This window comes from Weizmannia acidilactici, from assembly GCF_008974185.1.
GTDB classification, from domain to species: Bacteria; Bacillota; Bacilli; order Bacillales; family Bacillaceae_C; genus Weizmannia; species Weizmannia acidilactici.
Genome location: NZ_BKZP01000031.1, coordinates 1 through 14820, shown reverse-complemented (window position 1 = coordinate 14820; position 14820 = coordinate 1). Strand labels below are relative to the sequence as shown.

The window sequence follows — 14820 nt, the reverse complement described above, 5'->3', positions numbered from 1 at the left end:
CAGAACTATTAGCGGAGCAAGAGAGATCGAATGGTTTTAATAAAAGTTAGGAATCTCTTTTTTGCAACAGTGATTTTAAGAAAGCTTGGCAATTACCTATTAAAAAACCCGGGCCTTGAAGTGTCCTCCCTAAGTTGGACTAAAAACCAGCTTAGGGGGATACTTCATCTCTCCGGTTTTTTTCCAAACATTCAATCATTCGGATCGGCAATCATATTAAAATGATGTTCTTCGAGTGGAACGACTTTTGTTTTTCTTACAATTTTATACCCAAGCCATAGGGCGAGGAAAAAAGGGATGCCAAGGTAGGCGGCGATGACATTTCCCCAGTCGATATGTGTGGCAAGAAATGCCTGGTAATCCTGGGCGAGCGTGACGATCAGGCAGACGGCGATGGCAAATATCGGCCCGAACGGATACCATTTCGCCCTGTATGGGAGCTCATCCAGCGAGTGCCCCTGTGCAAGAAAAGCTTTACGGAACCGGTAATGGCTGACGGAGATGCCAAGCCAGAAAATAAAGCCGGTGATGCCGATGGAATTCATGAGCCAGACGTACACGATGCCGTCGCCGAAAATCGAAGAAAAGAACGCAAGCATGCCGACAACAGCCGTTAAAACCATGGCCGGCACCGGGACGCCCCGCTTGTCTAGCTTTGCAAAAATGCGCGGGGCCTGGCCTTCTTTCGCCATCGCGTACAGCATCCGGGTCGAGGCATACAGACTTGAATTGCCGGCCGACAATACAGCTGCCAAAATAACAGCGTTCATGAGCGATGCCGCAAACGAAAGCCCGGCTTTTTTAAAAACAAGCGTGAATGGGCTGACCATGACGTTTTCGCTTTGCAGGTTTTCGTTTGTATACGGAACAAGCAGCCCGATCACCAAGATTGCGAGCACATAGAATAAAAGAATTCTCCAGAAAACGCTTTTGATGGCTTTCGGAACGTTTTTGGCCGGATCTTCGCTTTCACCCGCGGCCACGCCGACAATTTCAGTACCCTGAAACGAAAAACCGGCAGCGATGAATACGAGAAAGGTGCCGAGAAATCCTCCCGGAAACGGTGCTTTTTCCACCGTGAGGTTTTTCAGGCCGACTGCTTCCCCGCCCATGATGCCAAAAATCATCAATAACCCGACCACAATAAAAAGAATAATTGCAGCGACTTTTATAAATGAAAACCAGTATTCTCCTTCACCATAACCCCTGACAGACAAATAATTGAGCATAAAAATCAGCACAAAAAAGGTCATGCTCCACAACAGCGATGGGCTGTGCGGGAACCAAAATTTCATGATCATAATCGAAGCCGTTAACTCCGCCGCGATCGTCATTGCCCAGTTAAACCAGTACGTCCAGCCGAGTGCAAAGCCGAAAGCCGGATCGACGAATTTTGTCCCGTACGTGCTGAATGCGCCGCTTGTCGGCATATAGGCGGACATTTCACCCAAGCTTGTCATCACAAAATACACCATGGTGCCGACCAAAACATACGCCAGCAGTGCACCGCCCGGGCCGGCCAAGTGGATCGCCGCCCCGCTCCCGAGGAAAAGGCCGGTTCCGATCGCACCCCCAATCGAAATCATTGTTAAATGGCGTGCTTTTAGTCCCTTGCGCAGCGTTCTTTGATGCGGCTTTGGAAAATGAATTTCTTGCTTCTCCAAATCCATTGTCCCCTTCGCTCCCTTCGTCCATATTTATAAAACGCTTACAAAAGAATTGAAGTATTTTCTACCAATAATAGAGTATACTCGCATCGGGATTTTTGCAATTTTCATGCCAAACAGATATTTTAAATAAAGGTACTGTTTTTCCCGGAAAACAGCACCTGGTAAAATGCAAAAAAATTTTGCAGGTCCGGGACTGGAAAAATTCAGAAAGGTTTAATCCCAAGCCGTTTCATCCGGTATTGCAGGCTTTGCCGGCTCAGCCCCAGCTGTTCCGCCGCCTTCGAAATATTAGAGCCGTTCGCCTCCAGTGCTTCTATAATGCAATGTTTCTCAAATTCAAGTAGCCGGTCTTTTAAAAGGGGCTGTGTAAAATTCGCATCAGGTGTCCCGTTCTGGTGCCGGTACTGCGTTGGCAAGTGGTGAAAATCAATCCATTCCTCCTCAAACATGACATTCATCGCGGCTTCGATCATATGCTCTAGCTCCCGGATATTGCCCGGCCAGCGGTATGACCGGAAAAATGTGAGCACTTCCGGTTTTACGCCTTTTACATTCATTTGAAAAAGGTTATTGTATTTCTGAATAAAATGGTCCGTAAGAAGCGGCAGATCTTCCACCCTATCCCTTAGAGGCGGTATAAACAGCGTCACGACGCCGAGTCGGTAATACAAGTCTTTGCGCAGGTGCCGGTTTGTGATCGCTTCATACGGCGTTTCGTTCATCGTTGCAATGACGCGCACTTCGACTGGTTTTTCCTTTGTCCCGCCGATCCGTTTCACTTTTTTCTCCTGCAGCACCCGTAAAAGTTTTGCCTGCAGATGGATATTTAACGCATTGATTTCATCTAACAGAAGCGTGCCCCCGTCCGCCTGCTCGAACAGCCCTGCGCGGTCGACAGCCCCTGTAAAAGCACCTTTTTTTGTCCCGAATAAAATACTTTCGATTAGATTATCAGGAAGTGCGGCACAGTTTTGCGTAATAAACGGCCCGCGGCTTCTTTCGCTTTCATTGTGGATGCTTTGCGCAAACAGCTCTTTGCCTGTCCCCGTTTCGCCGATAATCAGCACATAGGAGGAAGTGCGGGCGGCGCGCTTCGAAAACTCGATGACTTCCAAAATGGCTTTGCTTTTTCCGATAATATGGCCAAATGTATAGCCAGTATTGGGTTCATGGTTCCGGCGGATGAGTCGGTCGATTTTCGTAATGTCCTGCGCGATCTCCACGGCACCCTTGACTTTTCCATTGTAAAGAAACGGATAAGTATGATTGACGGATGTAATTTCCCGGCCTTTGTTGTTAAAGTAGGTTTGCTTCACGCGGTGGCTATCTTTCCCACTTTGGAGTGCCTGAAGCAGCGTGCTTTCTTCGCTGCCGTGGAATTGGAACACGTCTGTCAATTTTTTGTGCAGCACTTCGCGGATTTCCATCGCTTCGATTTCCCGCATTTTTTGATTATAGATAATGGTGCGGCCTTCTTCATCGACCGCATGGATGCCGACATCGACAAGATTCATAATTTTTTCGTACAGCGCAAACATAAAAGCCTCTTTATCTTTCATTTTTCACCCTCCGCGTTCCTTTATGAAAAGTTTAAAAAATTTTGCGGCTGGATGCAAAATTTTTTACATAAGCAGGGGAGAAACAGGCAGTTAAACGCTTTTTCATATTGGCATGAATTTTGCGTATAAAAGAATAGAGAAATACTGTGCAAGAAGGGGGAAGAACAATGGAACATGTAGAGAATCATACAAAAAAGCTCATTGAAAAAACGGAACAGTACGGCGCGCATAATTACCAGCCGCTTCCGGTCGTCATTGCAGAAGCGGAAGGGGTGTGGGTAAAAGATGTCGACGGCCGCCGCTACATGGATATGCTGAGTGCGTACTCGGCACTGAACCAGGGGCACCGGCATCCAAAAATCATCCAGGCGCTCAAAGACCAGGCGGATCGTGTGACGCTGACTTCGCGTGCCTTTTACAACGACAAGCTTGGCGAATGGTACGAAAAAGTTTGTCAATTGACGAAAAAAGATATGGTCCTGCCGATGAATACCGGGGCGGAAGCGGTTGAAACGGCAGTTAAAGCTGCACGCCGTTGGGCATACGATGTGAAAGGTGTGCCTGACAACAAGGCGGAAATCATCGCCTGCACCGGCAACTTCCACGGCCGCACGCTGCTCGCGGTGTCGCTATCGTCGGAAGAAGAGTATAAACGTGGTTTTGGGCCGATGATTGGAGGCATCAAACTTATTCCGTACGGTGATGTAGAAGCTTTAAGAGCAGCGATTACCCCGAATACGGCCGCATTCCTTGTCGAGCCGATTCAAGGCGAAGCGGGCATCAGGATTCCACCGCAAGGGTTTTTGAAAGAGGCGGAGAAAATTTGCCGGGAAAATCGGGTCCTGCTGATGGCCGATGAAGTGCAAACAGGCCTCGGCCGGACCGGAAAGTTGTTTGCGGTGGAATGGGAGGATGTCACACCGGATGTGTTCATTCTCGGAAAAGCGCTTGGCGGCGGTGTCATGCCAATTTCATGCGTTGCTGCAAACAAAGACATTTTGGGCGTGTTCAATCCGGGTTCTCACGGTTCAACATTCGGGGGCAATCCGCTTGCTTGCGCCGTTTCGCTGGCAAGCCTTGAAGTGATTGAAGAAGAAAAACTGGTGGAGCGTTCTTTGAAACTCGGAAACGATCTGCTGGAAAAGCTCCGCGGTATCAAACATCCGTCAGTCAAAGAAATCCGCGGCCGCGGCCTTTTTATCGGCATTGAACTAACGGAACCGGCACGCCCGTTCTGTGAAGCGCTGAAAGAAGAAGGTTTGTTGTGCAAAGAAACGCATGAAAATGTCATCCGTTTCGCGCCGCCGCTAGTAATTACGGAAGAGGAACTCGACTGGGCGGTCGAGCGGATCAGGAAGGTTTTTGAAGAGAAAAATTGATGGTTCCAACTTTAGTAAGGCTGCTCAAAATTAGAAGGGTGGCCTTTTTCTATTTAGTAAAAATTTTATATAGTAGACCTATTAGAAAAATCCATTATAAAAAATATTAAGGGAGATGGGACATTAAAAATGATTAATAATGCCGATTTGTGTCGTAAAGGAAAGAATCAATGAGGATCATTTAAGGGAGTATGATGATTTATTATAAGTACTGTTTAATGGACCATTATGAAAGGAAATATCGTGATTTTCAACAATATAATCGGGTTGGATGATATATTTGTCTGGTTACTGGAATCCAAGGCAAACACAGTCAAGGTGCCGCATTTATTTCCAAAGCATTTCGATTTACCTGAAATATTTGCGTGGCTGGATTCTTACCGGATTAGTTTTAATGAAAAAGATGAGAAAGGGTTTTATTTCTTTAATGCAGCTTCCTATCCGGATAAAATTGTATTGTACAAGGGAATGCCTCTAGCGCTTGCAAAGAGCGGGAACAACAAAATTTATTTCAACATTGATGGGGCACCTGAGATAACGGAAGAATTTACCTGCCATGCCGGCGGTATTAACTCAGCCTTGGGAGAACCACGTAAACGATGAAATCATACCTGCTGTACCGCATATAGATTTTGAAATGGATAAGGATAAAGTTTATGTTAACGGCGTATTGGTTCTCGCTGACTATTTTGAAGATTATTTTGGCGGCATGGCTTTTTACCGGAAAGCTGAAAATTTTTCTCCAACATTGATTTTAGCCGGAAAAAATCCGATACATATTTATCTCGCACAAATGGAAGATGGGAAAAAACTTTGTATAGTAGAGCAGAAACCGGATATTGAATAGTGAGTATAAAAAATAGGTGAGGATCTTTCGGCGGAAGCCCGTATCTCTGCTGGGTGTTTCTGTTCCCGTATCGAACGGTGTTCAGGGATAAAAAATACGGGTTTTGGAATGCAAGGTCGACGGAATGGGACGAAAAGCTCCAATTGAAGTTCCAAAATAGATCCGGGAATTCAGAACGATTTTCTGAATTCCCGGATCTATTTTTATGCCATAAAGCACCTTTTCCAATCATAAAATGAAAAAGAGGGGGTTCTAAAAAACAGGCCTTTTCCAAAACGTACTGACCGCTTGCCAAGCATTTTTCAATTTTGCTTTGGCGTCAAAGATTTGGGGAGGGGGAATATGGTTGCACGTTGGCTGGATGATCAAGAACATTGCAGATGATCCAAACCCGGCCGTTTCCGGAAAAACTGCTATCAGGGAAGAAGCGGGGAGAGCATGGACATTTCGAAAACTGCACAGCATCTCAAATGCTTACGCCAACCAGCTGATCCGCCTCGGCGTCCGGAAAGGGGACCGTGTCGGGATCCTGCTCTATTAACTGCCTTGAATATTTCGGCCTTTATTTTGCGGCAGCAAAAATCGGAGCGATCGCAGTCCGGTTGAATTTCCGCCTGTCCAGCACCGAACTGGCCTACGCATTAAACGATTTCGAAACAAAAATTTTATGTTTTCATGCCGGGCTGGCTGAACGTATCGCCCAGGTTAGAAAAGAAATTCCGGTTGAACATTACTTCTGCCTCGCGGATGAAAAAACAGAAGTGCCGGACTGGGCTGCACCGTTCAGCATACTCGGGGAAGGGTCGCAGGACGAACCGGGCGTGGCATCCATTTATTTAAATGATCCTGTCATGATGATGTATACATCCGGTACGACCGGGCGGCCAAAGGGTGCAATTTGGACGCATAACACGACTTTCTGGTTTTCGGCCATCCAGGTTTTAAAGTGGAATTTTTCCGGAAAAGAAACAGCCATGACGACGGGCCCGCTCTATCATGTTGGTGCGATGGAAGACGTTGCCCTTCCGGTTCTCATGAGGGGTGGCACAGTGATTATTACAAAAAGCAAAAACTTCGAGATTCAAAGAGTTCTCTCCGTCTTTGAAAAAAAAAAGTGACCCGCTGTTTTTTGTTTCCGTTCATGATTTATGAAATGCTGCATCTGTCTGAACTGAAAACATACCGGCTGGAGGATTTGAAAACGATTTATACCGGCGGCGATCCTCTGATGCCGTGAACCCTGGAACGAATCAAAGAAATTTTTCCACATATCGGTGTCGTCCAGGTATACGGCCTTACCGAGGGGCAGCCGATTGCCGCTTCATTGGACCCGCAAGATGCCGGTAAAAAAGGCGGAACGGTTGGAAAGCCGATGCCGCTGACGGTGATTCAAATTGTTGATGAAGATGGAAGCCCCCTTCCTGCAGGTAAAGTTGGAGAAATCCTCATCAAAAGCCCGGCTGTTTCGGAAGGGTATTGGAAAAAGCCTGAAGCAACAATGGAAACTTTTACAGACAGACGGCTGGTGCAAAACGGGGGATCTGGGGGGTGTCGATGCGCAAGGGTATTTAACCGTCGCTGGCAGAAAGAAAGATATGATCCGAAGCGGAGGCGGGAATATTTATGCAACTGAAATTGAAGATGTCCTTTACCGGCATGAGGCAGTTAAAGAAGTAGCCGTAATCGGCATCCCTGAACCGAAATATATTGAAGCGGTTTGCGCTGTCATTGTGAAAAAAAGAGAGTATGCAGCTGACAGAGGAAGAAGTGGTCGAATATTGCAGACAGTATCTTTCCAGCTATAAAAAAACGCGCAAAGTGATTTTTGCCGATGAAATTCCGCGCACGCCGTCCGGTAAAGTGCAGAAATTTAAACTTCGTGAACAGTTCGGCGCGGGATGAAAGGAGGAATCCATTTGCCAGTTGTCTCCTTGGAAAAACAAGGCCAAATTGCCATGATCACGATCGACAATCCGCCTGTCAATATATACAGCAAGGCGGTTGTCGAAGCGTTAAGCCAAACTGCGGACGAAGTAAAAAATGATCCGGATGTGAAAGTGGTGATCGTCACCGGAGCCGGTGTGCGGGCGTTCATGGCGGGCGGGAACATCAAAGAATTTCCAGAGTGGATCGGAAAAGGAGCAGATTACGCCAAGGAAAAATCGCGCTGGCTGCAGGCGCCGCTCCGGAAAATTGAAACGTTTTCTGTTCCGACCATCGCCGCGATCAACGGGCCAGCGCTCGGGGGTGGGCTGGAACTGGCTTTATGCTGCGACATTTTGATCGCGGAGGAGCAGGTGAAGCTCGGGCTGTCCGAAGTGACGCTCGGCATCATTCCGGGTTCAGGTGGGATGCAAAGGCTGCCGTGGCTTATCGGCAAAGCGAAAGCAAAAGAAATGATTTTTACCGGCAAGCCTTTAATAGCCGCAGAAGCGAAAGAAATCGGCATGGTGAATCATGTTGTGCCGAAAGGAAAATCGCTTGAAAAAGCACTCGAACTGGCGCGGGAGATTTGCAAGTTCTCGTTCCCGATTTTAATGTATGCCAAGCGAGCCGTGGAAGAGGGATATGAACAAACGATGGATGAAGGTCTAGTCACGGAAGCCGAATATTTTGGGAAAGTTTTTGAGACAAAAAACGTGCGTGAAGGGTTGCAGGCATTTATCGAAAAACGGAATCCGCGTTTTCTGGACCAATAATTAGGAAAGGAGCATGCCTATGGACCAAAGCGGCATTGCCAAAAGCAAACTTGTTTATCCAAGTGAAGAAAAAGTGCGGTCAACGGATACCGGAAGCAGCGAAGCGTTCCAGGAACTGCTTCGGCTGTCCCAGGCGGATCCCGCCGAGTTTTGGGGTCGCGTTGCCCGAAAACTTGTTTGGTATGAGCCGTGGAAAAAAACGATGACCGGCAGCCTGCCCGGGTTCCGCTTTTTTGAAGGCGGCATTAGCAATCCGTGTGTGAATTTGCTTGACCGCCATATTGAAAAAGGGGCCGGCAACCGGACAGCGCTAATTTGGGAAGGGGAAAACGGCGATTCGAATTTTTACACGTACAGCATGCTGCTCGCCGAAGTGAACCGGTTTGCCAATGTGTTGCGCTCATTTGGCGTGAAAAAAGGCGACTGCGTGGCAATTTTTCTCCCGAATTTGGCGGAAGCGGTCATTGCCGTTCTTGCCTGCTTCCGGATCGGTGCAGTGTACAACACAATTTTTTCCGGTTATTCGGAAAAATCGCTGAAAGACCGGCTCATCAATTTTGAACCAAAAGTCATTGTCACCGCGGACGCGACTGAGCGAAGGGGGAAAAAGATTTATTTAAAGGAAAAAGTCGACCATGTTATCCCGGATATTTCATCCATTGAGGCGGTCGTGGTCGTGAACCGGCTCGGGCTTGATGTGGAGATGCAGGCAGGACGCGACTATTGGTGGCATGAGGAAACGAAGAAAGCAGGTATCGTTTGCGAACCGGAAAGGCTGGAAGCGAACGAGTACGGAATTGTGTTTTATACGAGCGGCACAACCGGAAAACCAAAAGGCGTTGTCCACTCCGGGATGGCGTTTGTCGTGCAAAACTACATTTATGCAAAATACCATATGGACCACCATGATGACGATGTCCTTTGGTGCTCGGCAGATATCGGCTGGTTGACGATGCATATTTGGGGCATTGCCGGCACGCTCGCAAATGGTGTGACAACGGTCATTTACGAAGGGGCAATTGATTACCCGGAAAAAGACAGGTTTTACAAGATCATTGAAAAGTACCGGGTCAATAAACTATTCACCGCACCGACCGCGCTGAGAATGTTAAAAAGCATGGGCGAAAAGTCGCTTGAAAAATATGATCTATCCTGTCTGGATGTTGTTTCACTTGTCGGTGAGCCGTTTGATGCCGAAACATGGCAGTGGACGTATGAAGTGCTCGGGAAGAAAAAGATTTGTGTAAATAATACTTGGGGGCAGACGGAAACAGCCGGATCGCCGCTTGCCGGTGCCGCGTGGCTGACGCCGATGAAACCGGGATCAGCGGGCAGGCCGTTTTTAGGCGCAGCGGTTGATGTGGTGGATCAGGAAGGGAAACCGGTGCCGCCGGGGAGTCTTGGGAACCTCGTCATTAAAAAGCCTTTTCCGATGCTGTGCCGGACGCTTTGGAAAGAGCCGGAGCGCTACTTGAGTTCCTATTTCAGTCAGGTGGAAGGATGCTATTATGCGAGTGACCTCGCGATGATCGATGAAGACGGCTATGTTTGGGTCACCGGTAGGTCAGATGATGCTTTCAATGTCGCTGGCCATCGCCTGAGCACGATGGAAATGGAAAGCGCAGTGCTCGAAGTCCCGGGGGTTTCTGAAGCCGCTGTCATCGGTATTCCCGATGAAATCAAGGGTGAAGTGCCGGTCTGCTTTGTGCGCCTGAGCGACGGCATGGAAGACAGCGATGAACTAAGGGGAGCGATCAAGGCTTGCATTGTCGAGCAAATCGGAAAAATTGCCGAGCCGAAAGCAATCTTGTTTACGGACACTTTGCCCAAGACGGTAAGCGGAAAAATCATGCGCCGCCTGTTAAAAGAAATTGTTGTGAAAGGGGCTGCGGTGGGCGACATGACCGGCCTTGAGGATCCGGCAACAGTCGAGCGGATTGAAAAACTGGTGGCGGAGCAAGGTTTGAAAAAATAAACATTTGCAGCGGCGGAGCGGAACATAAATCAAATTTGTGCCACGTATGAGTGAACGACATCTGATTTTACAAAATCAGCGAAAACGTTGAAAAAACGGCGAGCATCTCCAAGAAATCGGTGGAAATGCTAAAAAAATCGGCGGAAAGGTATGAGAAATCAGCAAAACAAAAGAGGAGATGCCCCTTTATTAATTTGAAATTAATGTATCGCAAATCCTTTTCTAAGGAGGAGAAACATGGATTTCGAACTGTCCAAAGAACAGAAAATGCTGCAGGAAATGGTTCGGAATTTTGCCGAGAAAGAGATCAAGCCGTATGCACGGGAAGTGGATGAAACTGGAAAAATGCGGATCGAAACATTTGATAAGCTCGGAAAACTCGGGCTTCTCGGCATCCCTTTTCCGGAAAAATACGGCGGCGCGGGAGGGGACACGATTTCATATTGCATCGCTGTTGAAGAAATCGGAAAGGCATGCGGCGGTACGGGACTCAGTTATGCCGCGAACATCAGCCTCGGCGCAAGCCCGATTTATTATTTCGGCACTGAAGAACAGAAGCAAAAGTGGCTCGTCCCGATGGCAAAAGGCGAAACGCTCGGCGCTTTCGGGCTGACGGAACCGAATGCCGGGTCGGATGCGGGCGGCACACGGACAAAAGCGATACTCAACGGCGATGAATGGGTGATCAACGGGGAAAAATGCTGGATTACAAACGCCCAGTATGCCCGTCAGGTGATTGTGACGGCCGTGACCGGAACAAGAGAAAACGGCCGCAATATCATCTCCGCGATCATCGTGCCGACCGATGCCCCGGGCGTCACGATTACAAGCCCGTACGACAAAATGGGCGTACGCGGGTCGAATACATGCCAGATCGTGTTTGAAAACGTCCGCGTCCCGGTGGAAAACTTACTCGGCGATGAGAAAAAAGGCTTCAGCCAGTTTTTGTATACGCTGGACGGTGGGCGCATTTCGATCGCGGCCTTATCGGTCGGCATCGCCCAGGCTGCGTTTGAAAAAGCGTTCCAGTACGCAAAAGTACGGAAGCAGTTCGGGCAGGCGATTTCAAAATTCCAGGCAATTCAGTTTAAGCTTGCCGATATGGCGATGGAAATCGAGCTTGCCCGCAATGCCGTGTATAAGGCGGCATGGTTGAAAGACCAGGGAAAACCGTTCAGCAAAGAAGCCGCCTACGCAAAACTTTTTGCGTCCGAAATGGGATTTCGCGCCTGCAACCAGGCGATCCAGATCCACGGTGGGTCCGGGTATATGCGCGAATATGATGTTGAGCGCCACCTCCGTGACATCAAGTTGATGGAAATCGGCGAAGGTACATCCGAAATTCAGCGGCTTGTGATTGCGCGCCAACTTGGATGCTAGATTGATAGGAAAAATGAATAACCAGGAAAGGAGCGGTGCCAATTGTTCAAAAAAATCCTCATTGCCAATCGGGGTGAGATTGCGCGGCGTGTGATCCGTACCTGCAAAAAGCTCGGTGTCCAATCTGTTGCAGTTTACTCGGAAGCGGACGCAGGGTCTCTGTTTGTGCGCGAGGCGGATGAAGCGTACTGCATCGGCAAGCCGCCTGTCAACCAAAGCTATTTAAACGCCGATGCGATCATACAAGCGGCAAAAGAGAGCGGGGCGGAAGCGGTCCACCCCGGTTACGGGCTTTTATCGGAGAATGCGGCCTTTGCAAAAAAATGCATTGAAGCAGGACTTGTTTTTATCGGCCCTCCCCCTGAAATTGTCGCGGCAATGGGCAGCAAAATTGAAGCGCGCCGGACGATGAAAGCAGCCGGCGTTCCGATCATAGAAGGCGTTGATGCCCCGCTTGCAGATGAAGAAGCGGCGGTGCAGGCAGCACAAGGAATCGGCTATCCGGTGATGTTAAAAGCTTCCGCGGGCGGGGGCGGGATCGGCATGGAGTTCGTCCGGTCGGAAGCCGAACTGCGAAAAGCTTTTGCCGGCAACAAAAAGCGGGCGGAAATGTTTTTCGGGGACGGCACGATGTTTATTGAAAAATATATTGAAGAGCCGCACCATATAGAAGTTCAAATTTTAGCAGACCAGTACGAAAATATCGTGCCGCTTTGGGAACGGGAATGTTCGATCCAGCGCCGGCACCAGAAAGTCGTCGAAGAAGCACCATCGCCTTTTATCAGTGAAGCAACCCGGCAAAAAATGCTCGAAGCAGCGGTGCAGGCGGCAAAACATATCGGCTATACGAACGTCGGAACGATTGAATTTATCGTCGATCGGGATCAAAACTTTTATTTTCTTGAAATGAATACGCGGCTGCAGGTCGAGCATCCGGTGACGGAAGAAATTACAGGGCTGGACATTGTGGAGGAACAGCTGAAGATAGCTTCCGGCGCGCGCCTGGGCATCACGAGGGAAATGCTTAAGCGAAACGGGCACGCGATTGAAGTGCGCATCTATGCCGAAGATCCGGAATCGTTTTTTCCATCGCCCGGAAAAATTACCGCTTTGCGGCTGCCGGAAGGGGACGAGATTCGAAACGAATGCGCCGTTGAAGCGGGTTCAGAGGTACCCCCATTTTACGACCCGATGATTGCAAAACTTATCGCCTGGGGCAGGACGCGAAAAGAAGCATGCGAAAGGATCAGGTCCGCGCTTGAAAACTATCAAATTGAAGGAATCAAAACAAATATCCCGATGCTGATTGAAACGGTCAGTCATGAACAGTTTTTAAAAGGATATACAACAACCCATTTTGTGGACGATTTTTTAAATTAGGAGGAGAACCATATGGAAATCACCGCAAGCATGGCTGGAAGTATCTGGAAAGTGCTCGTTAAAGAAGGCGACCAAGTGAAGGAAGGGGACGATGTTGTCATCCTGGAGTCGATGAAAATGGAAATCCCGATTGCGGCGGAAGAAGACGGGACAGTTGTGAAAGTCCATGTACAGGAAGGGGATTTTGTCAACGACTCCGATGTATTGGTCGAATTGGCGTAAGGGGGTGGGGTTGTGAAACTGCCTGAAAAAGTGATCGTCAAAGAAGTCGGTCCGCGCGACGGGCTGCAAAACGAAAAAACGGTGGTGGCGACAGAAGATAAGATTGCGTGGATCAATTCGCTGTCGGAAACGGGCCTTACTTATATCGAAGCGAGTTCTTTCGTGCACCCGAAATGGATCCCCCAGCTGGCCGATGCCGGCACGGTGCTCGAAAAAATCAAACGGAAGCCTGGTGTAACATATGCCGCCCTCGTTCCGAACATGAGGGGTCTCGAACGCGCGCTAAAATCGGATGTCGATGAAGTGAGCGTTTTTCTCTCGGCTAGCGAAGCCCATAACCTTCGCAATATCAATAAATCGATCGCGGAGACGTATCCGGTTTTGGAAAAAGTTGTGAAGGAAGCCAAATCAGCCGGAAAAACGGTGAGGGGCTACATCTCGACTGTCATTGCCTGTCCGTATGCCGGACCGGTTTCACCGAAGCAGGTGAGGGAGGTAGCGGACCGGCTGTTTGCAATGGGCGTGGATGAAGTATCGCTCGGGGATACAATCGGTGCCAGCGTGCCGGCCGACGTTGATCGGCTGCTCGACGAATTGCTCCCGCATTTTGATGCAGGGAAACTTGCGATGCATTTCCATGATACGAGGGGAACGGCCCTCGCCAATGTCGTAAAATCGCTTGAAATGGGGATCACCGTTTTTGACAGCGCGGCCGGCGGGCTCGGCGGCTGCCCGTATGCGAAAGGGGCATCCGGCAATGCCGCGACTGAAGATCTGCTGTATTTGTTTCATCAAATGGGGATCAAAACCGGCATCGATTTTCATAAAACGCTCGAGGCGGCGAAACAGATCGAAGGCGTTCTCGGCAAGCCGCTCAAAAGTAAGCAGATGGAAATTTATCGTTCGGAGGGAGGAGCATGACAGGAACCGTTTTATTGGAAAAACGCGCGGGCGGGCTTGCGGTCATTACGCTGAACCGCCCGCAGGCCGCAAATGCATTGTCGAAAGAGATGCTTTTTGATTTGGATGAGGTATTGGAGAACTTGAAGAAAGACCGGAGCATCCGCGTTGTGATCCTGACCGGCTCTGGAGAAAAAGTTTTTTGTGCGGGCGCCGATTTAAAAGAGCGGAGAGGAATGAAAGAGGAAGAAGTTTTACAGGCAGTCCGGCAGATCGGCAAAGTGGTTAATGAAGTGGCCGGGCTGCCGCAGCCGGTCATTGCCGCTTTAAACGGTTCGACATTTGGTGGTGGGCTTGAATTAGCGCTGGCTTGCGATCTCCGCATCGGCGCCCTTGAAGCAAAATACGGGTTGACCGAAACTTCGCTTGCCATTATACCGGGGGCGGGCGGTACACAGCGGCTGCCGCGGCTCGTCGGCATGGGGAAGGCGAAGGAATTGATTTACACGGCCCGGCGGGTTTCCGCGGAAGAAGCGGAAGCGATCGGCCTGCTTGAATACGCCGTGCCGCGCGAGCAAGTGATGGAAAAAGCGTGTGAACTGGCCGGCGCGATGGTAAAGAACGGGCCGCTCGCGCTCGTGCAGGCAAAAACGGCGATCAACCGGGGTGCCGAGACGAATCTTGAAACAGGCTTAAAAATAGAGGAACTCGCCTACAGCGCGCTGATTCCGACAGAAGACCGGCTCGAAGGGTTGCGTGCATTCGCGGAAATGCGCGCGCCGGTGTACAAAGGGAGGTAATGCAATGGA

General features: G+C 49.3%; 17 protein-coding genes. 15 read left to right on the top strand and 2 right to left on the bottom strand.

From position 1 onward, the window contains the following. Nucleotides 1–191 precede the first annotated feature (191 nt). Together BpJC4_RS12515 and BpJC4_RS12510 are read right to left on the bottom strand one after the other, a co-directional pair. On the bottom strand, nucleotides 192–1670 hold the full coding sequence (locus BpJC4_RS12515; RefSeq protein ID WP_151697979.1) for an amino acid permease: 1479 nt from the start codon (nucleotides 1668–1670) through the stop codon (nucleotides 192–194). Between the two features lie 203 nt (nucleotides 1671–1873). Next, nucleotides 1874–3229, bottom strand: coding sequence for a sigma-54 interaction domain-containing protein (locus BpJC4_RS12510; protein ID WP_151681285.1), 1356 nt, complete (start codon nucleotides 3227–3229; stop codon nucleotides 1874–1876). 167 nt (nucleotides 3230–3396) lie between these two features. On the opposite strand from BpJC4_RS12510, the gene BpJC4_RS12505 reads away from it, so the two are divergent. The 15 genes from BpJC4_RS12505 to BpJC4_RS12455 all read left to right on the top strand — a co-directional run bounded on the left by BpJC4_RS12505 (nucleotide 3397) and on the right by BpJC4_RS12455 (nucleotide 14811). Continuing rightward, a complete protein-coding gene (locus BpJC4_RS12505) occupies nucleotides 3397–4608 on the top strand; it encodes an ornithine--oxo-acid transaminase (RefSeq protein ID WP_151681284.1) in 1212 nt (403 codons plus the stop codon). 228 nt (nucleotides 4609–4836) lie between these two features. Then, nucleotides 4837–5211, top strand: coding sequence for a hypothetical protein (locus BpJC4_RS12500; RefSeq protein WP_151681283.1), 375 nt, complete (start codon nucleotides 4837–4839; stop codon nucleotides 5209–5211). Nucleotides 5212–5245: 34 nt separating this feature from the next. Beyond that, nucleotides 5246–5455, top strand: a complete 210-nt coding sequence (locus BpJC4_RS12495) for a hypothetical protein (protein ID WP_151681282.1) — start codon at nucleotides 5246–5248, stop codon at nucleotides 5453–5455. A gap of 346 nt (nucleotides 5456–5801) precedes the next feature. After that, a complete protein-coding gene (locus BpJC4_RS16665) occupies nucleotides 5802–5996 on the top strand; it encodes an AMP-binding protein (RefSeq protein ID WP_253693831.1) in 195 nt (64 codons plus the stop codon). Then, a complete protein-coding gene (locus BpJC4_RS16660; protein WP_253724319.1) occupies nucleotides 5974–6573 on the top strand; it encodes an AMP-binding protein in 600 nt (199 codons plus the stop codon). Before BpJC4_RS16665 ends, BpJC4_RS16660 begins: the two co-directional genes overlap by 23 nt. A gap of 122 nt (nucleotides 6574–6695) precedes the next feature. Beyond that, entirely contained in the window at nucleotides 6696–7088 is a 393-nt protein-coding gene (locus BpJC4_RS16655; protein ID WP_371862308.1) for an AMP-binding protein, read from the top strand. Then, nucleotides 7051–7260: an AMP-binding enzyme gene (locus BpJC4_RS16650; RefSeq protein ID WP_253718623.1), complete on the top strand. Its 210-nt coding sequence runs from the start codon at nucleotides 7051–7053 to the stop codon at nucleotides 7258–7260. Before BpJC4_RS16655 ends, BpJC4_RS16650 begins: the two co-directional genes overlap by 38 nt. Continuing rightward, on the top strand, nucleotides 7202–7357 hold the full coding sequence (locus BpJC4_RS17140) for an AMP-binding enzyme (protein ID WP_253693824.1): 156 nt from the start codon (nucleotides 7202–7204) through the stop codon (nucleotides 7355–7357). The genes BpJC4_RS16650 and BpJC4_RS17140 overlap by 59 nt, the downstream gene beginning before the upstream one ends. Nucleotides 7358–7371: 14 nt before the next feature. Next, nucleotides 7372–8154, top strand: a complete 783-nt coding sequence (locus tag BpJC4_RS12485; RefSeq protein WP_371862179.1) for an enoyl-CoA hydratase/isomerase family protein — start codon at nucleotides 7372–7374, stop codon at nucleotides 8152–8154. Nucleotides 8155–8173: 19 nt separating this feature from the next. Then, nucleotides 8174–10129, top strand: coding sequence for an acetate--CoA ligase (locus BpJC4_RS12480; protein WP_151681280.1), 1956 nt, complete (start codon nucleotides 8174–8176; stop codon nucleotides 10127–10129). Nucleotides 10130–10366: 237 nt separating this feature from the next. Continuing rightward, nucleotides 10367–11509, top strand: coding sequence for an acyl-CoA dehydrogenase family protein (locus BpJC4_RS12475; protein ID WP_151681279.1), 1143 nt, complete (start codon nucleotides 10367–10369; stop codon nucleotides 11507–11509). 42 nt (nucleotides 11510–11551) lie between these two features. After that, complete coding sequence (locus tag BpJC4_RS12470) at nucleotides 11552–12889, top strand: acetyl-CoA carboxylase biotin carboxylase subunit (RefSeq protein ID WP_151681278.1); 1338 nt, start codon at nucleotides 11552–11554, stop codon at nucleotides 12887–12889. 12 nt (nucleotides 12890–12901) lie between these two features. Beyond that, on the top strand, nucleotides 12902–13111 hold the full coding sequence (locus tag BpJC4_RS12465; protein ID WP_151681277.1) for an acetyl-CoA carboxylase biotin carboxyl carrier protein subunit: 210 nt from the start codon (nucleotides 12902–12904) through the stop codon (nucleotides 13109–13111). 12 nt (nucleotides 13112–13123) lie between these two features. Further along, entirely contained in the window at nucleotides 13124–14032 is a 909-nt protein-coding gene (locus BpJC4_RS12460) for a hydroxymethylglutaryl-CoA lyase (protein ID WP_151681276.1), read from the top strand. Next, the gene (locus tag BpJC4_RS12455; protein WP_151681275.1) at nucleotides 14029–14811 is read left to right on the top strand and encodes an enoyl-CoA hydratase; all 783 of its coding nucleotides are present in this window, start codon (nucleotides 14029–14031) and stop codon (nucleotides 14809–14811) included. Before BpJC4_RS12460 ends, BpJC4_RS12455 begins: the two co-directional genes overlap by 4 nt. The last annotated feature ends 9 nt before the right edge of the window (nucleotides 14812–14820 follow it).